Source organism: Pseudoalteromonas sp. CuT4-3, assembly GCF_035666335.1.
GTDB lineage: Bacteria > Pseudomonadota > Gammaproteobacteria > Enterobacterales > Alteromonadaceae > Pseudoalteromonas > Pseudoalteromonas atlantica.
In genome coordinates, this window is the sequence record NZ_CP142031.1 from 589,629 (window position 1) to 612,734 (window position 23,106).

Consider the following 23,106-nt stretch of genomic DNA (forward strand, 5'->3'; position numbering starts at 1 on the left):
CTACAGCCCATTTAACTTATGCGGGTTACTTTTACTTTTATTTTCCCTGCATTGGCGCCGTAAAATCGGCTTAAGTCATTGGCAAAGGGGCTAAATTCACCGGATTTAGTAATAGTTACTGTAGCGCCATTGGCTATTTCAAATAAATATTCGTCGTTATTGTTAATTGCGCCAACCAAAGAGAACCACTGCGCTCTTGGAAGTCGTCTAAATGGTTCAAGCAATGCCATGGGGATTTCTTTAACCCCTAATTGCACATTATCGCGGTGCCAGCCGCTTGCAGTGCATTTTATGCCGTCGTCATACCAAAATTGATTAGGGTAGGGTTCAAACTGATAAGTTGCGCCTTCAACTAACATAAGCCCTGTATTGTTATGTGCCTCGCTGGCAAACACTATCACATCTTGGCTTTGCGAAACTTGTAATACGCTCATGTTTTGGTTTTCAAGGGCAATGTGTTGGCTTAAACCAGTAAAGCTTAATGTGCTGTTATCGTTATACCTAATTTTGTAATGCAGGTTTTTAAGCGATTCTGGGCGATAGCTAGTTAGTTTATTAATTCGTGTAGCTACGCTTTGATGTATATGTGGTTCTAAGTTGCTGGCTTCGTTATCAATAAGTACATAGCACTCCCTATCCACCAATTTAAAAAACGGATTAAACCAAAAGTAATTTTGCTGATGGCTTAAAGCTAAAGGATCGGGCGTTACGGTTACATCGTCTTGGTCAACTAATTTACTGCCAGGCAATAAGGTTTCGTAGTCAATGTCGTGGCTGGTTAATAAACTAATATTAAGTGGTTGCTCAATTAACCATTCAAGCGCATAGCGCAGGCAAATGTCAGCTAGGCCATCGCGGTAATAACCGCCGCCAATATCTGAATGCGCCCCTGCAAACCAAAGCTCGGTAATATTATTTTGATGGTTCATTAGGGTGGGTTCAAACGCACGGCGTTTTTCATCAAGTGCTACGCAGTGCAGTGCCTGCGAAATATTATTAGCAATGGTGTGGTTTTCAAATATTACATGCTCGGCACCGCGCGTTGCTTTACTGACTTTTGATAAACCTATTGAGGCCACGGTATCAAATACACATACGTAAACATTATCGCTAATTAAAGGTTCTAGGATTTTTGCAAAACGCCTAGCGAGTGCGCCGCCTCGGCTAAAACCGTTAAGTAAAAGAGTATCGCCTAGTTGGTAATTTGCTTTAAAATCACTCATGGCTTGATTTAAAATACTAGCAACATCGTCACCACGTGGCGCTAAAGTTTGGTTTAAAATACGTTTTAAGCGGCTACCTTTAGTGCCAATACCTTGATAATAAAAACTAAGCTGGTTTGTAAATGGAGTGGTGGGGGAGTCATCGAGTTTGCCGCCTAATAATAAATGCAGCTTAAAAATATTAGAAATACTACTGTCTTCTTTAAAATGGTCTGAGCTAAATTGCTCAGCATCGCGCGGCTCGCCACCAGTACCATCAAAATTAAAAATTAGCGTTTTACCCGTCATAGCCCTAATCCTTTAATTGTTTTAAATACTCTACACAGGCAATGTTAAATATTAAAGACATTAATTTTTCAAATAGCACGCTAAGAGGCGTTAGCGTGCTTAGCGGGTTATTTAGTGATTATCAAACATATAATGATTTAGCTCTGTGCCCTGGGCAGGCTTAAGCGCTGGGTTTAGCTGAATTAACTGCTGATAAACCTCAGGGTAAAACATTTTTAATCGTGCTACGCGGGCTAAGTGGTTTGGCTCAAATTTTTCCACAAGCTGCAAAGCTAAAGGAATCATTGGGCTTAACTCCCCTTTGGTGTAACTTTGCTCTAGTGCTAAGTCGAGTATATCTACGCCAAGCTTACTGGGATCAGCCGGTATTTTATTATCAATTAAAAATTGTACTGCCTCAGAAGAAGACGATGCAGCTTGTGTATAAACGTCGCGCCCATGTATATCGGTAATCAAAAAATCAAAACCCGCCTGTGCGAGTGCTTGCCAATGGTTTAGCGAAAAGCGGCTTAATCGTGTTAACTCACGCGGTGGCTTAGGGTTTATGCGGTTTTGCCAAGTAGTGATTAAATCATCAGGGTTTAAGAGTAATAAAGAAAAAAGCGTATCGGTTTCGGCTTGAGTTAATACCGTACTGAGGCTGTATTCATAAGCTTTTTGATATTCTTTCTTAGATAAATATTCGTTAAATGTGCTTTGGCTTCTATCGTTTGAAAGCTGGTTACTCAGACTACTCCACCAATAATTGACTAAAACAGGGTCTATATCGTGCAAAACACGTACAAAGTTAGAACCGTGCTTATTTTTAACCTGTTGAACTTTGTCATAAGCTTGCATTACTGTGTGCAGCTGCTCTGTATCTTTTAACTGTTGTTGTAACAGCTCACAGTTTTGCCTTTTATTGTTTAGCTGCGCTTTTTGCTGCTTTAAATCTACTAAAAAAAGGGCAACATCAGAATTATCAGGCTCAGTTATTTGGGGTAACGCGTTATTGTTAATTTTACTAATAGGGCTAAAGTAAGCGTATTGCGCGGGGTTGTCCTGCTTATTAATATAGGCCCCTTGCTGGTAAATAAAGTCATTTACAAAAAATACCCCTTTGCTATTTAGGTCTTCATTCGCATTGCCGCTATGTGCTTTGTAACCACGCTTTTTAAGATAATCTAAAAGCTGGGTGTGCTTAGTATCTAATGGGGCTAGGGTTAAGTTACCGCTTTTAGGCAGGTTTACAATAGCCACGTCTAAGCTTGTAAATAGGCCTGGCTCGTTGGTTGGCGTAACGCCTTTTGTTTGCAGTGCTTTTACAAGAGGTAAATTAAATTTACTGACCGCAATATCGGCTAAGTTATATAAAACAGTGTTTTTTCGTATAACGGCATGGCATCTAGCACGGGAACTTGCTGTAAAAGCGCAATAATATACTCATTTGGAATATCGTTTTTTATAGCGGTAGCCACTTCATTCACTGTAAATTGGTTAGATGAAATTGCCTGCTCAAACTCTTTTGGCGTAAATTTATTTGCATTAAGCACAAACAATGTAGCCGGAGAAATTACCTCACTGCCTTCAAGTTTAATAAACGTTTTAGAGTAAGTGGTAAATGTATCTGTGTTGTTTAATAAAGCATAAAGGGTTTCTTTTTGTACATTTTCATCAAGGGGTACACTCAGAGTAAGTCCTGGAGGGCTATGCTTATTATCTCCAAGCTGTTGAATCATTTCCTTTACTTTATCATTGGTGAAGCCCTTAATAGCCTCAATACCTTGCCAATTAGCTAACTCGTTTAAAGAGCTAGTAATGTTAAGTTGCTGCTTTTGCTCTGCAATAATGGCATCTTTTAAAAGGGCAATGTATGTACGCTGATTGATTTTTGATAAATCTGTATACTTTAAAAGCGTGGATACCGATGTCCCTTTTTTAAGTTCACTTACAAAAAATGAAACAAGCGATTGATTCAATGTTTGTACTTTATTGCTTTGTTGTTGTGACTGATCTCTACACAGGCTAATCTGTTTTTTTAGTTTATTAACTACCTGTAGCGGTGAGTCCTCATTTGGCTGCTTTTTATTAACTACGCTGGTCTGAGAGGTGGTTGGTTTAACTTGTTCTGCTTGCTCTACAGCTACAGAGTGCGGTTGAGTTTGAAAAAAATAAACAGCTAAAGCAGTGATTATTACAATTCCAAAAAGTATTTTTTTCATTAGCGTCAATCCCTTGAATTACAATTACATCTAACTGCATGGTACTATTTTAGATACGCATAATGCAAAAAAGCTTTAAAAGATAATTTACATTACCTATTAAAGCTTTTTGACTATTTAGCTGCTGTTTATGTATTAATGCAGTTTCATTTTAGGGCGTACTACGCGCAGTACTTTTTCGCTTATCCATAACGCAAAGGTTTTTGCGCTGCCGTGTATGGCGCGCTGGTGCATGCGATACAGTGATATATACATAAAGCGAGCAATTTTACCTTCTATAAAAAAGGTATTGCTGGTTAAGTTACCCATTAAATTACCTACCGTACTGTAGCGCGATAAGTTAACGAGAGAGCCATGGTCGCTATATTTAAAGCCGCATAATGGCTGTTGTTTTAACGTGGCAATGAGGTTTTTTTCTACACATAGCGCCATTTGATGCGCCGATTGCGCACGCGGTGGAACGAGCTTTCCGTCTTCTTGGGTAAAGGCGCAGCAATCACCAATAACAAAAATGCTTTCATCTACGGTGCTTTGTAAAAACTCGTTTACTTGAATTTGGTTGCTACGAGTAAGCTCAAAAACACCTAAATCTTTAATAAAATCTGGCGCTTTTACACCTGCAGCCCATACCATTATATCGGCGTCTATGTGTTCTTCGTCTTTTGTTATAAACCCTTGCTCGGTGGCTTCTTTTACCAGTGTTTGCTCTCGTACGTTTACGCCGAGTTTTAATAACTCGCGCTTTGCGCTATCGGCTATGCGCTCGGGTAGGGCGGGCAAAATACGTGGCCCCGCTTCTATTAAATGAATATGTAAACGCTTAGACGACATATTTGTAAGGCCGTAAAGCTTTAATAATTCAGATACATGGTAAAGCTCTGCCGAGAGCTCAACACCGGTTGCGCCGCCGCCCACAATGGCAATATTTAATGATTGCTGTTGGTTATCGTCTTGGTGAAGGCGAGTAAAGCTGTCGAGTAGTGAATGCTGAAAACGCTCAGCTTGCTGGTTTGAGTCTAAAAAGTAGCAATGATCTTTTATGCCTGGGGTATTAAAGTCGTTGCTTACGCTGCCAATGGCAATAACAAGGTGGTCGTAGCGTACGCTGCGCTGCGGCAAAATAGTGTGGCCTAGCTCATCAAGGTGCGGTGCAAGGGTAATGGTTTTATTGCTTTGGTCTATATCGCAAAATGTACCAAGCTGAAAATTATAATGATGTTTTGCAGCGTGGGCTGAATACACAACGCCATCTAAATCGGGGTCAATAGAGCCTGTCGCTACTTCGTGTAGTAACGGCTTCCATATGTGGGTGCGGTTTTTATCGATTAAAAGAATTTCGGCTTGTTTTTTCTTCCCTAATTTATGCCCTAATTGTGTTGCCAGCTCTAGTCCGCCTGCGCCACCGCCAATAACGACGATTTTAGGTTTAGTTATATTCATAGCAATGCCCTTAAAAAATAATATACCCAAATAATCTGCTTATAACGCTTATAAAAAATCACTTGGGTATACAAAATTAGCTTGGCTGTTAACACCATTGAGCATCTGCTGCGTATTTTGCGCCTAAATAAAACATATGTCAGCAATTGATAAGCTTATTTGTTGTATACTAAGGTCTAAATTGCCTCAATATGAAAAATTTAGCGCTTTACAGGGGCCTAATATAAAGGCGTTACTTTACATAAAAGGCAGCTTGCTTTTAATAGGGTATAACGCTGATATTAAATGCTTTTAATTATTTTAATCTATTGATTTATAGTGGGTTTTAGTGCTTTGTGGACTATTGCAATAAAGCTGCTAATACTTGCAATCTATGCTTTATCTAAATTGCTTTTAATGCCAACAGACACTCTTATATTGAGATGCTTTGGGGTATATGCAAATATTTCATTTACGTTGCACTTTTGCTGTTAAAGCCTATTCCCTAGCCAAAAAGGATATTTATGACCACGCCATTAATTAAATCACTTGAGCAGCATTTTGGTTTTAGCCAATTTAGAGCAGGGCAACAGCAAACCATTGAGCAGCTTTTAAATGGGCAGTCTTCATTGGCTATATTTCCTACGGGCTCGGGTAAGTCGTTGTGTTATCAGCTAACAGCTATGCATTTACCAAACTTAACCTTGGTGGTGTCGCCCTTACTTGCATTGATGAAAGATCAAATTAGCTTTTTAAATAGCAAAGGTATTTACGCGGCAAGCCTTGATTCTAGCCAAGATCAAATGCAAAGCAGCACCGTAATGAACGATGTGCGAAATGGTAAAATTAAAGTATTAATGGTGTCGGTTGAGCGTTTTAAAAACGAGCGTTTTAGAGAGTTTATAAGCCAAGTTGCGCTTTCTATGCTGGTGGTAGACGAAGCGCACTGTATATCTGAATGGGGCCATAACTTTAGACCCGACTACCTTAAACTACCGCGATACCGCGAAGAGCTAAATATTCCACTGGTACTATTACTCACCGCCACAGCCACAAAAAAAGTAAAACGTGACATGAGCGAGCGTTTTAATATTGCCCCAGAATGCATTGTACAAACGGGCTTTTACCGCGCTAACCTCGATTTAAGTGTGCTAAGTGTAAAAACGGCTGATAAAAACACTGAGCTTACAAACATAGTGCGTGCGCAAAATGGCCCAGGTATTGTGTATGTAACGCTTCAGCAAAGTGCCGAGCAAGTGGCTAATACGCTAAGTGCGCAAGGTATTCAGGCGGTTGCGTATCATGCAGGGCTTGAAGATACACTACGCTGGCAAATTCAAGATGATTTTATGGCGGGTAAAATTAACGTTGTTGTGGCAACAATAGCCTTTGGTATGGGTGTTGATAAATCAGATATTCGCTTTGTTATTCATTACGATTTACCAAAATCAATTGAAAACTACAGCCAAGAAATTGGCCGCGCAGGGCGCGATGGCAACCCATCAAACTGCTACACCTTGGCTAATTTAGATGGCCTAAACACAGTAGAAAACTTTGTATATGGCGACACCCCTGAGCTTAGCGGCATTGAATACGTAATTAACGATATTAAATCGCAGCCGCAGCAATGGGAAATGCAGGAGTACAGCTTATCGAGCGAAAGTAACATTCGCCAATTAGCGCTTAAAACATTGCTGGTACAACTAGAAATGCAAGGCGCGATAACGCCGCAATATGCTTACTACGCCGATTTTAAATACAAGTTTTTGGTTGATAAAAACGAACTACTTAGCCAGTTTGACGAGCAGCGCCAAGCTTTTTTAACGCAAATATTTAGCCATACCGATTTTAAAAAAATATGGGGCACGCTTAATTTCGACACCCTTACCCAAGCCGCGCAGGTTGACCGTAAGCGGGTTGTGGCCGCGCTTGACTACCTAGCCGAAAAAAACCTAATAACCCTTGAAACCAAACGTATTACCCAAGTTTACAAAGTGCATAGTGAGGTTATAAATAACCCTGAACTTGCAAAACAATTACACAGTTATTTTATCGAAAAAGAACAAGCCGAGATTAAACGTATAGCTGCACTGGTGCGCTTTTTTGAACTACAAAGTTGTTTAAGCTATAACTTGGCGCGCTATTTTGACGATCAAAATGCGCCAGCGCAATGCGGGCATTGTAGTGTATGCCGTGGTAATGCTGTAAAGCTTGAGTATTCAATAGAGCCTGCTCACATTGCCGATGACGTTGTTTATCAAAAAGTGGATGAGTTTTTAGCGCACATGGCAACAAAAGGTATTCACAATGTAGGTATTGAAACTCAGTGCCGCTTTTTAGCGGGCATGAGCGTGCCATTATTTGCACGTAATAAAGTGCGCCAACTGAGTGGTTTTGCGCTTTGTGAGCAGATGCGTTACAGCGATATAAAAGCAAAACTACTAGCGCGTTAAATTAGTTACTGTATCCTAGTGGCTTATTAAAAAAAGTAAGTCACTATGCCTAATACTGTTATTCCAAGTAAAACTATTTCCTCTACACCTGAGCCCGTAACCTGCGCTAATTGCCAGGCATGTTGCTGCCAATTAGAAGTGCGCATAGTGACCGACACGGGCGTGCCTTTTCAGTACATTGATTACGACAAATGGGGCAGCGAAGTAATGAAACGTGCAGACGACGGCTGGTGCCAAGCACTCGACCGCAATACCCTAATGTGTACCATTTACGAAAACCGGCCACTTACGTGCCGCGAGTTTGAAATGGCCTCGAACGAGTGTATTACAGAGCGCGAAATAGCGGGTATTTAATAAAAACATATGCACTAAAAAAGGGGCTTAAAAAGCCCCTTTGGTTTATCTGTGTTTTGTACTAATTAATCGTATTTAGCTTCTAGCTCATTAGCTGTATGAAACTTCTCGTGGCTTTGTAATTGCTCATCGTATTTTACAAGGTGTTTAAAGTGGGCGAGCTGGCCTGAGTTTTTAACTATTTCTACAATAAACGACATCATAATATCGGCACCGGTTAAAGTGTCGCCTACTAAATAACGTTTACCTTGGAGTCGGTCGTTAAAGTAGCTAATTACTTTTACGGTTTCTGCATCGGCGTAATTTTCTAAAAACTCTGTTTTAGCGCCATCTTTTAAAACAAACATTTTAAGTAGCAGCGGTAAAATAGCAGAGCTTTCCGCAAAGTGTAGCCATTGTTGATATTCAACATATTCGGCAGTGCCGGCTTTTGGTGCAAATTTACCGTTACCGTATTTAGTAATTAAATAGTCGGTGATCGCGCCAGATTCGGTAACAATTAAGCCATCGTCTTCAATCACTGGTGACTTACCTAATTGGTGTACTTTTTTAAGTTCGTCAGGCGCTAAAAAGGTCTCTGTGTTGCGCTGGTAGTCAACAATTTCGTAATCAACATCCAGCTCTTCTAAAAGCCAAATAATACGTTTTGAGCGCGATTTATTTAAATGGTGTAGTTTAATCATGTCAGTCCTTGTTGGCGTTACTGCATGCGCAGTAACGCTTTGTAAAATTTAAAGTGGCTCGTTAATTTTAACAACGGTTTTACCAAAGTTTTTACCATTTAGCATATCGTTAAATGCGCTAATAGTGTTTTCAATACCTTCTACCATGTGTTCGCGGTATTGTACTTTGCCATCTTGTAGCCATTTTTGCATGTCTTGTGCAAATTCGTCGTAGCGGTGGCCGTAGTCGTCAAAAATTATAAAGCCCTGCATTTTAATACGTTTAGTAAGCAGTTGCCCCATTAGCATACCCATACGATCAGGCCCATCTGGAAGGCTGGTAGAATTATATTGCGACACTAAACCACACAGTGGCACACGGGCTGCGGTATTAAGTAGAGGTAATACGGCATCAAACACTTTACCGCCCACATTTTCGTAATAAACATCTATGCCGTTATCACAGGCTTTTTCTAGCTGCTCTGCAAAGTCATCGGCTTTGTGATCAATACAGGCATCAAAGCCCAGCTTTTCAACGGCATGTGTACATTTTTCGCTGCCACCAGCAACGCCTACCACTTTACAGCCTTTAATTTTAGCTATTTGGCCAACGGTTGCGCCAACCGGCCCTGTTGCTGCAGCTACTACGACGGTTTCGCCTTCTTTAGGTGCGCCAATATCAAGTAAGCCCATGTAGGCTGTAAAGCCAGGCATACCCATAATACCGAGTGCGTACGATGGATTTTCTGGCTCTTTACCTAATTGCATAAGACCTTCGCCGTTAGTAATGGCGTAATCTTGCCAACCGGTGTAAGCAAGTACCCATTCGCCTTCGCTGTATTTATCGTTTTTAGACTCTTCTACTTGGCATACGGTAGCGCCTACCATTACATCGCCCACATTAACCGGATCGGCATACGACTTTGCATCGCTCATGCGGCCACGCATGTATGGGTCAAGTGATAAGTAAATAGTGCGCAGCAGCACCTCGCCATCTTTAAGCGCTGGTAAATCTACTGTTTTAAGTTCAAAGTTTTCATCGGTAGGGGCACCGTGCGGGCGTGATGCTAAAGTAAGTTGACGACTAGTTGCAGACATAAAAATCTCCTCTTAAGAGTGAATTTACTTAGCGAATGTTTACGCGTTTAAAACCAGGTTGAGCCTAAACAATAATGCGCGCTAAGTTATACGAAAATAAAAATTTGTACCTTAATACACGAGCTTTGGGCGCGAGGCTGGTAATTCAAGCTTTGCAGAGTATTTATTCTAAACGGTTTATTTTAGCTTGCTAAAAATATGGCTATCGTAAAACACACCATTTTTATAAATGGCCTGTTTGAGAACAGCCTCGGCCTTAAAACCGCATTTAGTGAGTGCCTTTACAGAGCCTGTATTGCCAGCAAATACAGCGCCAAAAATACGGTTTAGGTTTGAGCTTTTAAATGCGTTATCGCAAATTTGCAAAATAGCATGAGTCATTACTCCTTGCCCCCAAAAGTGGCTATTAAGCCAATAGCCTATTTCGCCACTGCGGCTATATTCAAATTCTCCGGGGGTGATACCAATACACCCCGCAAATTGCTCATCTACAACAATGGCCTTAACTATTCCACTTTTAGAGCCTTGGTTTATCCACCAGTCGGCGTCGGCTTGAGTATACGGAAATGGAATTTTAGACGATAAAAAGCGCGTAACCTGTTCATCGTTTAAAGTATTAATAATTTGCGGCGCGTCCTTTGGTTTAAAGTCTCTTAGGGTGATCATTGTTTTAATTAAGTGTCTGTTGCATACGGGTCAACTTAGCAAGCAATTAGAGATTGCACAATCACAAAGATTAACCGTTTACGCCTATAACTTTGTTTTAAAGTACTCTAATATAAGCAAAATATGATACCTGTTTAAGATACCTTTATGCACCCACACATAGCTGCCCTTTATAATAGTGCCCAAAAACCAAGCCGTTTAATTATAGGTTTAATGAGTGGTACCTCGTTAGATGGGCTAGATGTAGCACTGTGTAAGGTAACGGGCGCAGGTATAAATACGCAAATTGAAGTGCTGAACTTTACCACCGTTGACTATAACAACGAGTATAAAAGTAAAATAAAGCAGGTATTTGCCAAACGAGAGTGTGATTTAGAACTTGTTACCTTACTGCATCCATGGGTGGGTAAACTCCATGGCGATATGGTTAATCAGTGCTTACATACTTGGCAGGTAAATCCAGCAAGTATTGATGTAATAGCCAGTCACGGCCAAACAATTTACCACTGCCCACAGTCGCAGCATAATCATAAAAGCTTTACTAATGGCACACTACAAATTGGCGACAGCGACCAAATAGCCGTTACTACCGGTATTACAACGATTGGCGACTTTAGGCAAAAACACATAGCCGCAGGAGGGGAAGGTGCACCGCTTGCGGTATATGGCGATTACTTATTTTTTGCAAACCCCACTGAGAACCGCATTTTATTAAACATGGGTGGTATTGCTAATTTAACGTTTTTACCTAAAAGCGGTGATGCAAATAGCGTATTTAGTAGCGACATAGGCCCTGGTAACACCATTATGGATGCGTACGTACAGCAGAATTTTAAAGGCATGCACTTTGATGATGGCGCAAAAATAGCAAAAGCGGGCAAGGTAAATATAGCCTTATTAAATGCAATGTGTAGCAACACTTTTTTTGAGCTTGCGCTGCCTAAAACAACGGGGCCTGAGGTATTCAATTTAGGCTATTTATATGCTGCTCAACAGCAAACAAATACACAGCACTTAAGCCATGAAGATGTAATGGCAACTTTAAATATGTTTAGCGCGAGGGTAATTGCAAATGCGTTAAACGAATGCGCGCAAAGTGCTAAAGAGTGTGTGGTGTACGCAAGTGGTGGCGGTATTCATAACCCATTATTAATGGCGCACCTTAATGCGCTGTGCCCGACTATTAAAGCGTTTAAAAATACTGATGATTTAGGCATAAACCCCGATGCCAAAGAAGCCGTACTATTTGCCATTTTAGCCAACGAATGCCTAGCAGGTGAGCAGCAGCACCTAAATAATACTGCGCAGGGTATTGCTGGGGTTACTATGGGTAAAGTGAGTTTTGCTGATTAAGGTTTTATGAGTGTGTATACCAACAGATTAAAAAAACGAAAATAAACTTGAGCTCATATTCCGAAAGTATTTTTTAACGCCGTGTGGCTTAGTTTGGCTTTTAAGGGCTTGCTGATTTTTATAACCAGCCTCAAACGCATTTACTTGCATATCAAACTGTAAACTATTTTTTAAAGTGGCATTTAAGCCATGCAGCATCAATTGCATTACTAAGCAGTGGCTTTGGGTAATTTTACTTAATGTTAAATACACATAACCACGCTCTAAGTCGGCGTTAGTGAGTACTTTTTCAGTAAAGTATTGCGCATCACGGGCACTGGGATACGTTGCGCTCAGCGAAATAATATCGTTTTCGTGGGCGTCGTCAGGCAATACGCATTGCAGCGTTATTTCATGCATAGCACTGGCTTGCAAGGTTAACTGCTCGTATTCCATTGTGTGGCCCATAGCCGCAGAGAGAGGATCTTCAAACGATTGTAACGCAAATGTGAGTTGCGTCATTGGTGTGCTCATTTACTTCAACTTCTAGATTATAAAAAATACAGTTCGAGTTTAAATTATCACCTATTTTGATTGCAGTTTTATGACAAATTGCACTTAATCGGATAATCGCTGTATTTTGATCAAAAAAGATCGCTATATGTTCTTTCTCATTCAACTTTGGAATAGTTTGTCACACATCTAGAATAAAGAGCCTTATGTGGCAAGGCTTGTAGCGATGGTGTTGTTGTTCCTTATTTGAGTTTTTCTCATAGGGTTTTCTTCATAGGGAATAGAATTTGGTTTTTAGGCTTTACCTAATCAAAGCATTAAATAGAGATTCCAAATTAAAATTTCATACTTATCTTTTTTGATTTAATACGGTATGCATTGCGGTTGAATGTTGTAGCCCGTATTAAAAGAGTGCCCGCACAAGCCAAGCTATCTTATGCTAAAAATGTAGTAAGGCCTTTATGAGCGATAACAGGTCATTGAGATTGGCTAAATATCGTCGTTAATTGATTGGTTAAACTGCACTTTGCGCATATATTCATGAAAATGAGCGCTGCGCGCAAATTGGATTATTTAAGTTTACCTAAAAACTTTAGAAAACTTAGTGATAGTAATACCTTAGGTAATTTGTTAAAACTATATAAAGTAGATAAATGAGCGCTAAGTCGGTAGAAATATGCGCGACGAGCGCACTATTAAATTGTTGAACTAAGCCGCTACGCGGAGATCCTATTCTTATCATTTGAGCCACACTTACCTTGGGGTTATCCCATAACTTGGAGGTAAGTCATGAATACACTCATTGAACAAGTCAAAACTGAAATAGCCTATCGTGGTTATTCGCAAAGTACATGTAAAAGCTACTCTGAACATTTACTCAAACTCAGTCATTATTTTAATAAACCGCTCGATTCGATTACTGATGAGGAACTTAACGCCTTTTTTAACGATCCCGCTATTCGTAAACTGTCTAGAGCAAGCCAAAAAATACAGATAAACAGTATTTGGTTCTTGTTTAAGAATATTTTACATCGGCCACTTAACTTAGATATCGCATTGCCAAAAGCGAAGTCACGCGCACCCACCTATTTATCACGTGATGATATGCGGCGGCTGATAAAAAGTTGCACGGATATGCGCTTAAAAACGTTAATAGTGGTGTGTTACGGGTGTGGTTTACGTATTGGCGAGTTGTTACGTATTAAAGTGCAAGACATCGATGGCCAGCGTAAAACCATTTTAATTGAACAAGGTAAAGGAGATAAATCGCGTTATGTTGTAGTTTCAGATAGCGTACTAAACCAATTACGCAGTTACTGGAAAATGTACCACCCAACGGGTTGGATGTTTTACTCGCGATTGTTAATGGATAAACCTATGTCAGCATCGACCTTCAGGAAGCCATTGAGAAAGCACGGACAAGCGTGTGGCTTAAAGCACTGTAATCCACATGCACTTCGCCATGCTTATGCAACACATCAACTTGAATCAGGGATGCCACTGCATCAACTTCAACAGCAACTTGGACACAGTGACATTAAAACCACGCAAAGCTACTTACATTGGTTGCCTGAATTGGGGCATGGCGGTGTTGATTTACTCGCAAGTTGGGTAAAACCATGAACGCTTTGCACCTCGCTGATATTTTAAACTCAAACCTTGAGAATTATCGGCAACATCATACGATGAGCTATCAAGCATGGCAATGTGATAGCTGTGGTGAGTTACAAAAGATTGGATGTAGTTGTCGAGACCGACATTGTCCACGTTGCCAAGGCATGGCCACGGCTAAGTGGGTGCAAAAACAGCAAGAGGATTTATTACCATGTCGGTATTTCCACCTTGTTTTTACGCTCCCTCATGAGTTGAATATCATTGCTCACTATAACCCAAGTGCGTTGTACCAAAGTTTATTTAAAGCCGCATGGCAAACGCTGAGCAAATTTGCGAAACGAAAGAGGGATGGCCAATTAGGAATGACAAGCGTACTGCATACATGGGGACAGAACTTAAGTCAGCATATCCACTTGCATTGTTTGATACCCGCAGGAGCGCTAAAAAAATCGCATTGGCATGAAATAGAAAAAGGCTATTTATACCCCGTAAAAGCGTTATCAACAGTCTTTAGAGGTAAAATGCTGGCGGCGTTAAATGAATGCGATAGTTCATTTACGAAGATAAACATGCCAACCAAATGGTGTGTTTATAGCAAAGCCTGTTTAACGTACAGTGAAAATTTAGTTAGCTACCTTGCTCGCTATACCCGAAAAGGCGTAATGTCAGAATCACGTTTAGTGAGAGCAAATAAACAAACTGTGAGTTTTAAATACCGAGATTATGCAGATAAGAACCGCGATAAAGTAATGACACTGAGCTGTGATGAATTTTTACGGCGTTACTTACAACATGTATTGCCGAAAGGGTTTATGCGCATTCGTCACTATGGTTTTTTAGCTAATGCATGTCGCAAGCGAAAGTTAGCATTAATAAGGTCACAAGAATCACACATAGGTAAAGTGGAGAAGCTAAAGACAGAAAACGTAACACTGATACCGCATTGGCCTTGCCAGCATTGTAAGGCAGGTATCTTGCGATTAATTGGCGTATTCAAGTTATATGAAACAACGACCAAAGTAGAGCGAACGAGTTAGCAGCTAGGTAGCTGCTTAAAATCAATTAGTTAACCTGCTTAACTGCTCAGGCTAGCGGCCTCTGTACGTGTAAAAAATATAATTGCTTATTAAGGCAAATTTAGGTGTAATGAATATATAATAAGCGCTGAGCAATGCAGGGAAAGCTTACATAACACTAGCTAAGCTGATTAAATCAGCTAGGAAAGTGAGAGCCTCCAAAAAGCAAATTCCCATAGCATAAACAACACCAACTCTGACACACCGAGCAGGTAGCGGCTCAGTCCAACAAGCGATTATGCAACACAAACAGCGTGTCGCATAAATACTAAAATGTTATACGCAAACTAGGAATCTGTGAATATGTCGGATGTAATGGAAAAAGTAGAAGATGACATTAAGAAACATGGTTGGCATGTTCTTTCTGTTTTTAGCAAGGATGCTCCGAGCTTTTCATATTCAATAGGTTTTACTGAAACGCTTGATCATCCTGAAATCATCATGTCTGGGTTGGATACCTCATTGATGCACTCACTTATCAACGATATTGGACAGTTAATCAAGAACGGTCAACGATTTACCAATAACCAATTAAGTGAAGAAGTTATAAAAGGCTATCCGGTCAAATTTAGTAAAATTAGCGAACTCAACAAAGAGGAATACTTAAGGGCGGCTGTTAGTATTTATAGCATTGAAAAGTTTGACGCTCTTCAATGTATTTGGCCTGATAAAGAAGGTAAATTTCAAGAAGAAAGTAACACAGCTCAAGAGGTATTATCGTGATTGCGTATAACAAAAAAATTAAGTCACTCACTTCGTTCGCTGGGACGCATACATGCGGGGCGGCTTCGCCATTATGCCCCACATGCCTGCGCCCCTTATTTAAAAGTTATGTGACAGGTGGAAAATTAAACTTTTATGGCCTTAAGTGAATTCGAAATAAAGAAGATAGAAAAAGCTGCCAACGCTTTTTTAAATAAGCGTAGGCCACCAGTGCATATTAGAAATGAGTTAGACATTGGTTGGCGGCTGGAGAAGCAATCAGTTTATATATATGAAACGCGTCCTGTTTGGAACAGCCCAAATGAATATCATGACCTGGACATGGCTAAAGCAACTTTTATCCTCGCTCAAGGTAAATGGAAAATTTTCTGGATGCGACAAGATCTAAAATGGCACGGCTATGAGCCAAATATGTATGTAAAAACTATTGAGCAAGTCTTTGCCGTTATAGATCATGATGAATACGCTTGTTTTTTTGGGTAAGTCACATAACAAAAAAATCAAGTTCGCCCGCTGCGCGGGCTGGGACGCATACACGCGGGGCAGCTTTGCCATTATGGCCCACATGCCTGCGCCCCTTATTTAAAAGTTAGCTGCTTTGAGGTCAATCATTAGTAAGGTGTTTTGATGAGAATTTTAGTAACAGGCTCTGCCGGTAGAGTCGGGCGTGCAATCTATATTAAATTAATGCGCACCCATGACGTGGTCGGCATTGATAAAACGCCTTGCTCAACAGCCGATTACATTGGTGATATTCTTGATAGTGATCTGATTGATCGGGCTCTTAAAAATGTTGATGTCATCATTCATACAGCGGCTCTTCACGCTCCACATGTTGGTTTAGTACCTGATTCAGAGTTTCAGTCTATCAACGTAGACGCGACCGAGAAACTCGCTCTGGCTGGATTAAAAGCAGGTATTAAGCACTTTATTTTTACCAGCACTACTGCATTGTACGGCTATGCTTCAACACCTAAAGGTATTGCTGGTTGGATAAATGAAGACGTCACACCTCAACCCAAGTCGATTTATCATAAAAGTAAAATTGCGGCTGAAGCTAAGCTAGAAGAAATTTCAAAGTTGTTTCAGCTTCCAGTTACTGTGCTGCAAATGTCGAGATGTTTTCCTGAACCTGCGGATTTAATGGCAGTATTTCGCCTTACTCGTGGCATAGATGCTCGTGATGTAGCAAACGCTCATTTATGTTCTGTGGAAAAACGCTTAAGTGGTTTTAATCGTTTTATAATCTCAGGCGCTACACCTTTCAACTTTCTGATTGTGAAGCTCTATATAATGATGCTGCATCTGTCATCGAGCGTCAATGTCCTGACATCGCGCTAGCATTTAAACAAAGAGATTGGCAACTACCTCAAAGCTTAGATCGCGTATATGATTCATCATCTGCATGTGACAAATTAGGGTGCTCACCTATACATGGTTTTAAAAGCGTTTTGGAAATGCTAGATACTGAAATACCTGAAGTATTGCCAATTTTGAAACGCAGCTAACAAAGCAGTTAAGAGTGATTCGGCATGGGCAGCGTTTTTACTATGCATTGCTTTTAACATTAGGCAAAGCGAGTTCGCCCTCAGTACACTCTTTTTTAAAAGTTTCATACTTTGTGCCTAAACTCGTTTGCAAGTTTAGTTTTTCGATAGCTGCCTGTATTAGCCCTTGTCCATCTTTTGTTCACTAAATGCTGGTGTTCATTTTTATTGAACGATATTAATTAGTGAACAGGTAAACTTAAATCCCTTACTGTAATTAGTGGAATAAGTACAAGCCTGATAAGTAACCTTTAGAGAGTTTATAACAGCTCAATTAAAAAGCCCTGTGTTAAACGTTACGTTTAACACAGGGCTTTATAGTTTTAGGCTAACCGGCTTAACATGCAAAGCGCATTAAAACGAATACTGCAGCCTTAATGAGATTGCATTGCCCGATGTGATAGTACCGCCTGCTTCAAAGTAGTCGGCTTTAATGTAGTCGGCCATAAACTTTATATTCTTGTTTACGGTGTAGTTAACACCAAGGGTGTAGGTTTTTGCGTCTTGGTTTTCTTGCTTGAGCTTAAGTAGGCTGTAGCGGCCTGTAATTTCCCAGCCTGGCTCTGAGCTTGCGCCTAGTTTTGCGTTTTTATACTTACGGTATCCGCCCGATAGCTGATAACCAAATTGCAAATAGCCGCCTTCGTAATCATTGGTTGTATTTTCAATACTGGTTACTTGTGCTTGTTGCCACTCGGCCATCATGGTAAATCTATCTTTAAGCCATAGTAGCTCTACGCCTTGTTGCGAGAGGCTATCTGCATTAATTTTATCGCCTTCTATTAATGAGTCGGCGGTATAAACTTCAAGAGGTTCATTCACTCTAAATTCGTTACCGTCGTACTGCCTCTCACTAAAGGCGATGCCTAGGTGTAAAAGGTTGGTATCTTGCTGCCACGGCACCCAAGCTACGCGCCCTGTAATAGCCGACGTTGCTTCGTCTTCATCGGGCTCGTAATAACCTAACTGCCAATTTACTGAGGCTATGTCGCCGGAAAGGCTAATACCTAAGCTGCGCCCTGGTGAAAATGCTTCGCTTATCATGCTGCGTTCGAGCATTAGTAATTTACGCGAGCTGGTTAGTTTTTCTAGGCCAAAACCTTCTTTTTGTTGGCCTATGGTTACATCGGCATATTTCCAGCCAGAGTATTCTAGGTAGGCGTCTTTTATTTCGGTTTCGCCATCGGCAAAGCCAAGCTGAAATTTACTTTTCCAATCTTTGCTTATGTCTGATTTAAAACTTAGGCGTGCGGGGCGTATTTCTGAGGTACTTTCTGAGCTGTTGCTGTCGTATTGCCCCTCTAACAATGAGGTATCAAACTTGTTGTAGTCGAGCATGATATAGCCGCTTAAATCTATGTCGTCGTTAATTTTGGCAAAGGTTGCGTTACTAACAAGGCAAAGAGCTGAAAGTGCCGCATAGGTAATCGTTTGTTTAGAGATCATGTTAGGCTGCCTTTGTTTGTTTTTCGGCTAAGTAACTTACTTTTAGTTGCGCTACGTCTCTTAAAAAGTCGATGTGTTCTATATCAATGGCAACGACGTTTAGCCCTGTGCGCTGTTTTAAATCGCTGATCAATGTGGCTTGGTTTTGCGGGGTTATGTTTTCTATGCGCTCGTAGCAAACGCTTTGTACTTCGTAGCGTTTTACAAATACGCTTGAGTCAATCAAAAAGGCAATTAAGCAAATAATACCGTTAAGAATGCTTAGCTCAATTAAACTCATTTGCCCTACAGAGGTCAGTAAAGCAATGGCAGTAACAAGGAATAAGTAGGTCATTTCTTTAATCGAAATAGACTCAGTGCGGTACCTGAGCATGGTAAATACGGCAAATAGGCCAAATGCAAATTCCATCGACATATCAACGCCGTGCAGCAAAAAGGTAATAATAAAAACGCCTACCCCAAATAAAATAAACGAGCCTGCCACCACTGCATTTTTACTTATGCGAAAGTAACAGCCATAGCAAAGTACAGCCAGCGATAGGATGTTTACTAAAAAGCGGGAAAGAAAAATAAGATCTAATTTGGTCATTTTAATTATTCTCTAAAGGTAAAAGCGGGTTAGTGCGGTTAAGGTGTTTTAAACGGGCTAAAACAGGTTTAAAGCGGTTTACTTTTAATCGCTCGGGGTAGAGCAAAGCACAGCCAATGCAGTATTTACTAAACGAGGCAGGGAATATGTGGTGTTTGCTCATAAGTTTATAAAATGGCGAGCGTTTTGTTTTTTTACTTTGCTTAAGCTCGGCAATAAAAAAGCCCGGAGCCGTAACTAAAGCCTTCAGCGGCTTCACCTTCTTCCCAATCAAGTACAGACACCGCAGTGCCGTCCTCGTATAATGTAACCGCATCGTCGCTACCTAATTTAAAGGTTACGTAACAGCCGCTAGCGGGCGGGGTGTCGGTTTCATCAATGGCTTGAATAACAATAAACTCACCTTGGGAAAGCGATACTGCAGGCAAAGCTTGAGGCTCTCTGTCGGCGTTATCATCAACAAGTGAAAATACCGATAAGTCGGCTATATCTTCAGTGGCGTATAGCTCAATCCAATCGTAGGTGGTATCGCTTGGGCTTGCGACAATTTCGTTAATAACTAAGCCCGTTGAGGTGGTTGTTGATGATGAGTCAGTTTGCTCTGTGCTGCTATCGGTTGTTTGCTCAGTACCGCCACAGCCATATAAAAATGTAGTAGAGGCGATAACTGAATAAAATATAAAAGGTTTTATATTCATGTATGCACGCTTATTATTTTATTAAAGTGGGCAAACTATAAAAATAGAAGGTGCAAACAATGTGTAAACATTCAGTAAGTTACATTTTTATGATGGTTTTATGACTGGATTTTAATAACTAGTGTGAGGAGCTTTGTAGAGCGCGTTAAAAACACGCTTAGTTTAAAGTTATCAAACAGCGTCAATGGGCGTGACGATGTCGATATCATTATTCGTGGTGGTTGTGATAAATAGGTGAACAATGGCTCAACGTATCAGCACCTGCTATCGCTATTTCAAATAATGGACTTTGGCTTGCTAAAAAAACCTGCAACGGTGAAGGAGTTTTAATGTCGACTCGAAGGGGGCTAAAATCAGAGCATGAAACGGATGAGCTTCAGAAGTCTAATTTTGAGTATGAGTTAGCGATAACGCAAAACACCAATATGGCGGTTTATTTGTTGTATAAAAAACAGCGCTCTTTAGTGCCAAAGGTAAAAGCGGCGGTCGACTTTTTAGTACAAAAAATAAAAGAAACAAATGAAGAGTAATAAGCGAGCAGAATAGCGCTTAAGAGCTAGGTGGGTTGTTTGTATAAATAATAGGTAAAAAATATCTCCTTAAGCTAAAGCTTTTAACTAAGCGCCCGATACATTACTTAATAGGGTCTAGAGATTAAGGATAATCATGGTTTATAATGCACTTGGCAGCCAGTCTAATTTAAGCACTTTACTTGCCCAATCAGTTAATAACGCTAACCAAACCTCTGTGAGTCCTTCGCTACTGACCGGTAGCGACCTTCAAGCTATTAATGATTTACAAACTAACGCCCCCAAAACATCCGATGAATTATTAAGCCAGCTAAATAACCACACTATTGACGAAGCACTAGCTAGCAATCAAAAAGTAGGGGATATTTTACAACAGCAACTTACTTCGCTATTTACTATTTCAAGTACGCCTAGCACTCTTAACTATAAACTCTCCGGTGAAGAACTCGCCCTGCGCACCGTAATAAGCTCTCAGCATGAGGGGTTATTAAAAAACGAAAATAGTACCCAATTAATTGAGCGATTAAATACATCCGTTAAAAATATTCAGGGTGCCTATGCTAATACCAGCGATATTTTATCGAGCTTGGGGCAACTTGGGCATGAGCAAAAAACCTTTTTAGCCTCAAGTCAGCAACGTGTTGAGCGCTCACTTAATCCCTACATCGAAAGCCTCAATCGCGCAAAATACGAGGATGACGATAACTACCTGTTTGAGCTCTCGGTAAAAACTAAAGAAGGTGATGTTATAAACATTACCTTCAACTCGTCACAAGGTTATGACGAAGAAACAGGCGAAGCCGTTGATGGCTTTAGCTTAAGTTACGAAGTTAATGGCGATTTATCTGAGGCTGAGCATAAAGCACTTACGCAGGTGCTCAGTGGTGTTGGCGAAATGGCCGATGAATTTTTTAAAGTGAGTGAAAACTCATTTAATCCTCTTATAGTGCCAAACCAAGCAGACATGAGTTTAGATTTTTTAGCAGGGTTTAATAGTGAGCAGCTAACAGGCTTTGATGTGTCGTTTTCAACAACGCAAAATAAAGATCTTGATTCGAAAGAGAACACGCTTGATTTAAGTTACTCCATTGATGAAGCATCAAACCAGCAAGCACTCGTGTTTAAAGCTGTAGGTGGGCAAAACGACATTGATTTTGCACTCGATATGTCAACCATTGGCGCTAAAGACAAACAGCAAATGCAGCAGTATTTAGCGTCGCTCGATCAAAGCCTAGAAGATAGCCGAGTAAACAGCACCCAGGACGATAAAGAGTCGGCATATGGGCGCAAAGACGACGAGGTAATGCAGCAAGGGTTTGCATTATTTAAAAGTGCATTTACGAGCATGTCATCAGCGGCTGAGCGTTATAGCAAATTAGAGTCGCTTGCCAGTCAGCAATTTAATAACGGGCGCGCTATAGTGGCCGACTTAGTCGATAATATGATCACAAATGATCCTCGTTACCAAGGCCTTGGCGATAAAGCGCCAAATACCTTAGGCGCGGGGATTTCTAAGCTCGCTGATTTTGATGCTACATTTTCTTATGCGCTGGATAACGGCGATTATCAGCCTAAAAGTACCATTGAGCTAAGCCAAGCGACTGATCGAACCCAATTAGGGGATCTTAGCGGTGTAACGCAAAGTAAAAATGTAAGTAGCCATTTTGATTATCAATACAGTCGCCCTGATTACTACAACAAAGAAGAGAGTTATAACGTAGGGACTGCGGTTAAAAATAAAGAGCTAGTGGGGCTTGATCAGTCTCACGAAGTGGATGTTGATGCAAAAATGTATGCGTTTAACCCGCAAACTAACCAATACGAGCTGCAAATGGCGATGCAAGAGCAAACCGTTAGTAAAAGTGACATTCGCTTAATTGACGATATTTGGCTTGAAGAAAACGAAAACAGCTACTCAATGCATAAAAAAGAGCGTGATAATAGTGATGACAAGCAAGATGATTTTATAGAAACAAACCGTCACTCACACACTAAGCTTGTTACCTTAATTGGTGACTTAGATAAGTTAGCCGAGAATAAAGGCGTAAGGCGAGAATATTTAACTAACTTATCGCAAGTAAACTTTTTTATGGATAAAAAGTAACGCCTGAGAGCTGTTCACTCCACGCTTAATATTAGGTATAGTCGTTTAATACCTAAATTAAGAGTAACCTCATGTTTAAACAATTAATTTTATTGTGTGCTTTAAGCATGCCGTTATTAAGCTGTGCTGCTGACGCACCATTTGCGGGGGGTATTACAACTGATGTACTATTAAGCGATTACGATAAGTTTAATAAGCAGTACAACGCATTTACGCCAACCGAGCAAGATATAGCCTTAATGCAAAAGCTAGAAGGCAAGGCATTAGTTGTATTATTTGGCACTTGGTGTCACGACAGCCAACGCGAAGTCCCAAAGCTTATTAAGTTACTTGATGCGTCTAAGGTAAAACTTGCAAGCGTTAAATATGTGGCCGTGGGTTACAACAAGCAAGACGACGCTGGAATAGCACTAGCGCACGACTTGCAATACACGCCAACGTTTATAGTAAAAGACGATGGTAAAGAGTTAGTACGCGTAATTGAAAAACCAACGGGCACACTGGCACAAGATTTAACGCAGGGTTTGTGAATTCAGCTTGGGGGTATAAGAGCTTACGGATTTAGCTAAT

Annotated in this window: 20 protein-coding genes and 2 pseudogenes; 11 read left to right on the plus strand and 11 right to left on the minus strand. The window is 40.5% G+C overall.

Annotation, left to right across the window (positions count from 1 at the left end; translation table 11 throughout):
* Positions 1 to 11 precede the first annotated feature (11 nt).
* From VOI46_RS19525 to VOI46_RS19540, 4 genes are all read right to left on the minus strand, one after another.
* On the minus strand, positions 12 to 1,511 hold the full coding sequence (locus VOI46_RS19525; RefSeq protein ID WP_004586957.1) for a DUF2235 domain-containing protein: 1,500 nt from the start codon (positions 1,509 to 1,511) through the stop codon (positions 12 to 14).
* Between the two features lie 111 nt (positions 1,512 to 1,622).
* A complete protein-coding gene (locus tag VOI46_RS19530) occupies positions 1,623 to 2,750 on the minus strand; it encodes a hypothetical protein (protein ID WP_004586958.1) in 1,128 nt (375 codons plus the stop codon).
* 101 nt (positions 2,751 to 2,851) lie between these two features.
* On the minus strand, positions 2,852 to 3,712 hold the full coding sequence (locus VOI46_RS19535; protein ID WP_004586959.1) for a hypothetical protein: 861 nt from the start codon (positions 3,710 to 3,712) through the stop codon (positions 2,852 to 2,854).
* A gap of 135 nt (positions 3,713 to 3,847) precedes the next feature.
* Positions 3,848 to 5,152 carry an NAD(P)/FAD-dependent oxidoreductase gene (locus tag VOI46_RS19540; RefSeq protein WP_054981625.1) on the minus strand — a complete coding sequence of 435 codons (1,305 nt, stop codon included), beginning with the start codon at positions 5,150 to 5,152 and terminating at the stop codon, positions 3,848 to 3,850.
* Positions 5,153 to 5,655: 503 nt separating this feature from the next.
* On the opposite strand from VOI46_RS19540, the gene VOI46_RS19545 reads away from it, so the two are divergent.
* A complete protein-coding gene (locus VOI46_RS19545; RefSeq protein ID WP_282337830.1) occupies positions 5,656 to 7,584 on the plus strand; it encodes a RecQ family ATP-dependent DNA helicase in 1,929 nt (642 codons plus the stop codon).
* 45 nt (positions 7,585 to 7,629) lie between these two features.
* Entirely contained in the window at positions 7,630 to 7,938 is a 309-nt protein-coding gene (locus VOI46_RS19550; protein ID WP_004586962.1) for a YkgJ family cysteine cluster protein, read from the plus strand.
* A gap of 65 nt (positions 7,939 to 8,003) precedes the next feature.
* On the opposite strand, the gene VOI46_RS19555 is transcribed toward VOI46_RS19550, so the two are convergent.
* The 3 genes from VOI46_RS19555 to VOI46_RS19565 form a co-directional block, all read right to left on the minus strand.
* A complete protein-coding gene (locus tag VOI46_RS19555; RefSeq protein ID WP_282337827.1) occupies positions 8,004 to 8,621 on the minus strand; it encodes a glutathione S-transferase in 618 nt (205 codons plus the stop codon).
* A gap of 48 nt (positions 8,622 to 8,669) precedes the next feature.
* Complete coding sequence (locus VOI46_RS19560) at positions 8,670 to 9,698, minus strand: NADP-dependent oxidoreductase (protein WP_121638253.1); 1,029 nt, start codon at positions 9,696 to 9,698, stop codon at positions 8,670 to 8,672.
* 177 nt (positions 9,699 to 9,875) lie between these two features.
* The gene (locus tag VOI46_RS19565) at positions 9,876 to 10,364 is read right to left on the minus strand and encodes a GNAT family protein (RefSeq protein WP_282337825.1); all 489 of its coding nucleotides are present in this window, start codon (positions 10,362 to 10,364) and stop codon (positions 9,876 to 9,878) included.
* Positions 10,365 to 10,511: 147 nt separating this feature from the next.
* Between VOI46_RS19565 and VOI46_RS19570 the strand changes: the two genes are divergently transcribed.
* On the plus strand, positions 10,512 to 11,717 hold the full coding sequence (locus tag VOI46_RS19570) for an anhydro-N-acetylmuramic acid kinase (RefSeq protein WP_282337824.1): 1,206 nt from the start codon (positions 10,512 to 10,514) through the stop codon (positions 11,715 to 11,717).
* A 27-nt stretch (positions 11,718 to 11,744) separates the two neighbouring features.
* Here the strand turns inward: VOI46_RS19570 and VOI46_RS19575 are convergent, their stop codons facing one another.
* Entirely contained in the window at positions 11,745 to 12,230 is a 486-nt protein-coding gene (locus VOI46_RS19575; protein ID WP_024032946.1) for a hypothetical protein, read from the minus strand.
* A 768-nt stretch (positions 12,231 to 12,998) separates the two neighbouring features.
* Between VOI46_RS19575 and VOI46_RS19580 the strand changes: the two genes are divergently transcribed.
* The 5 genes and pseudogenes from VOI46_RS19580 (at position 12,999) to VOI46_RS19600 (ending at position 17,130) form a co-directional block, all read left to right on the plus strand.
* Positions 12,999 to 13,832 (plus strand): tyrosine-type recombinase/integrase, encoded by an 834-nt coding sequence (locus VOI46_RS19580; protein ID WP_282337823.1) that lies wholly within the window; start codon positions 12,999 to 13,001, stop codon positions 13,830 to 13,832.
* Complete coding sequence (locus VOI46_RS19585) at positions 13,829 to 14,860, plus strand: transposase (RefSeq protein ID WP_282337822.1); 1,032 nt, start codon at positions 13,829 to 13,831, stop codon at positions 14,858 to 14,860. Before VOI46_RS19580 ends, VOI46_RS19585 begins: the two co-directional genes overlap by 4 nt.
* A gap of 342 nt (positions 14,861 to 15,202) precedes the next feature.
* Positions 15,203 to 15,622 carry a DUF4262 domain-containing protein gene (locus tag VOI46_RS19590; protein ID WP_141152196.1) on the plus strand — a complete coding sequence of 140 codons (420 nt, stop codon included), beginning with the start codon at positions 15,203 to 15,205 and terminating at the stop codon, positions 15,620 to 15,622.
* Between the two features lie 135 nt (positions 15,623 to 15,757).
* Positions 15,758 to 16,105, plus strand: a complete 348-nt coding sequence (locus tag VOI46_RS19595) for a DUF3024 domain-containing protein (protein WP_004586968.1) — start codon at positions 15,758 to 15,760, stop codon at positions 16,103 to 16,105.
* A gap of 144 nt (positions 16,106 to 16,249) precedes the next feature.
* A pseudogene (locus tag VOI46_RS19600) lies at positions 16,250 to 17,130 on the plus strand (NAD(P)-dependent oxidoreductase).
* A gap of 393 nt (positions 17,131 to 17,523) precedes the next feature.
* On the opposite strand, the gene VOI46_RS19605 reads toward VOI46_RS19600, so the two are convergent.
* The 3 genes from VOI46_RS19605 to VOI46_RS19615 all read right to left on the minus strand — a co-directional run bounded on the left by VOI46_RS19605 (position 17,524) and on the right by VOI46_RS19615 (position 19,902).
* On the minus strand, positions 17,524 to 18,615 hold the full coding sequence (locus VOI46_RS19605) for a porin (RefSeq protein ID WP_282337821.1): 1,092 nt from the start codon (positions 18,613 to 18,615) through the stop codon (positions 17,524 to 17,526).
* A 1-nt stretch (position 18,616) separates the two neighbouring features.
* Positions 18,617 to 19,204, minus strand: coding sequence for a DUF4956 domain-containing protein (locus VOI46_RS19610; protein ID WP_004586974.1), 588 nt, complete (start codon positions 19,202 to 19,204; stop codon positions 18,617 to 18,619).
* A 203-nt stretch (positions 19,205 to 19,407) separates the two neighbouring features.
* Positions 19,408 to 19,902: a lamin tail domain-containing protein gene (locus tag VOI46_RS19615; protein ID WP_004586976.1), complete on the minus strand. Its 495-nt coding sequence runs from the start codon at positions 19,900 to 19,902 to the stop codon at positions 19,408 to 19,410.
* A gap of 239 nt (positions 19,903 to 20,141) precedes the next feature.
* Here VOI46_RS19615 and VOI46_RS19620 point away from each other — a divergent pair.
* From VOI46_RS19620 to VOI46_RS19630, 3 genes and pseudogenes are all read left to right on the plus strand, one after another.
* Positions 20,142 to 20,432 (plus strand): annotated as a pseudogene (locus VOI46_RS19620) (LysR family transcriptional regulator); the annotation flags it as partial.
* 136 nt (positions 20,433 to 20,568) lie between these two features.
* Entirely contained in the window at positions 20,569 to 22,536 is a 1,968-nt protein-coding gene (locus VOI46_RS19625; protein WP_004586978.1) for a hypothetical protein, read from the plus strand.
* Positions 22,537 to 22,607: 71 nt separating this feature from the next.
* The gene (locus VOI46_RS19630) at positions 22,608 to 23,066 is read left to right on the plus strand and encodes a thioredoxin family protein (protein WP_004586979.1); all 459 of its coding nucleotides are present in this window, start codon (positions 22,608 to 22,610) and stop codon (positions 23,064 to 23,066) included.
* Positions 23,067 to 23,106: the final 40 nt, after the last annotated feature.

Excerpts from the sequence above, each read along its gene's own strand:
- VOI46_RS19575 (WP_024032946.1), bottom strand. The coding sequence starts at position 12,230 with ATGAGCACACCAATGACGCAACTCACATTTGCGTTACAATCGTTTGAA.
- VOI46_RS19610 (WP_004586974.1), bottom strand. The coding sequence starts at position 19,204 with ATGACCAAATTAGATCTTATTTTTCTTTCCCGCTTTTTAGTAAACATC.
- VOI46_RS19605 (WP_282337821.1), bottom strand. The coding sequence starts at position 18,615 with ATGATCTCTAAACAAACGATTACCTATGCGGCACTTTCAGCTCTTTGC.
- VOI46_RS19525 (WP_004586957.1), bottom strand. The coding sequence starts at position 1,511 with ATGACGGGTAAAACGCTAATTTTTAATTTTGATGGTACTGGTGGCGAG.
- VOI46_RS19565 (WP_282337825.1), bottom strand. The coding sequence starts at position 10,364 with ATGATCACCCTAAGAGACTTTAAACCAAAGGACGCGCCGCAAATTATT.
- VOI46_RS19550 (WP_004586962.1), top strand. The coding sequence starts at position 7,630 with ATGCCTAATACTGTTATTCCAAGTAAAACTATTTCCTCTACACCTGAG.
- VOI46_RS19555 (WP_282337827.1), bottom strand. The coding sequence starts at position 8,621 with ATGATTAAACTACACCATTTAAATAAATCGCGCTCAAAACGTATTATT.
- VOI46_RS19615 (WP_004586976.1), bottom strand. The coding sequence starts at position 19,902 with ATGAATATAAAACCTTTTATATTTTATTCAGTTATCGCCTCTACTACA.
- VOI46_RS19580 (WP_282337823.1), top strand. The coding sequence starts at position 12,999 with ATGAATACACTCATTGAACAAGTCAAAACTGAAATAGCCTATCGTGGT.
- VOI46_RS19535 (WP_004586959.1), bottom strand. The coding sequence starts at position 3,712 with ATGAAAAAAATACTTTTTGGAATTGTAATAATCACTGCTTTAGCTGTT.
- VOI46_RS19585 (WP_282337822.1), top strand. The coding sequence starts at position 13,829 with ATGAACGCTTTGCACCTCGCTGATATTTTAAACTCAAACCTTGAGAAT.
- VOI46_RS19625 (WP_004586978.1), top strand. The coding sequence starts at position 20,569 with ATGGTTTATAATGCACTTGGCAGCCAGTCTAATTTAAGCACTTTACTT.
- VOI46_RS19540 (WP_054981625.1), bottom strand. The coding sequence starts at position 5,152 with ATGAATATAACTAAACCTAAAATCGTCGTTATTGGCGGTGGCGCAGGC.
- VOI46_RS19570 (WP_282337824.1), top strand. The coding sequence starts at position 10,512 with ATGCACCCACACATAGCTGCCCTTTATAATAGTGCCCAAAAACCAAGC.
- VOI46_RS19595 (WP_004586968.1), top strand. The coding sequence starts at position 15,758 with ATGGCCTTAAGTGAATTCGAAATAAAGAAGATAGAAAAAGCTGCCAAC.
- VOI46_RS19545 (WP_282337830.1), top strand. The coding sequence starts at position 5,656 with ATGACCACGCCATTAATTAAATCACTTGAGCAGCATTTTGGTTTTAGC.
- VOI46_RS19590 (WP_141152196.1), top strand. The coding sequence starts at position 15,203 with ATGTCGGATGTAATGGAAAAAGTAGAAGATGACATTAAGAAACATGGT.
- VOI46_RS19630 (WP_004586979.1), top strand. The coding sequence starts at position 22,608 with ATGTTTAAACAATTAATTTTATTGTGTGCTTTAAGCATGCCGTTATTA.
- VOI46_RS19560 (WP_121638253.1), bottom strand. The coding sequence starts at position 9,698 with ATGTCTGCAACTAGTCGTCAACTTACTTTAGCATCACGCCCGCACGGT.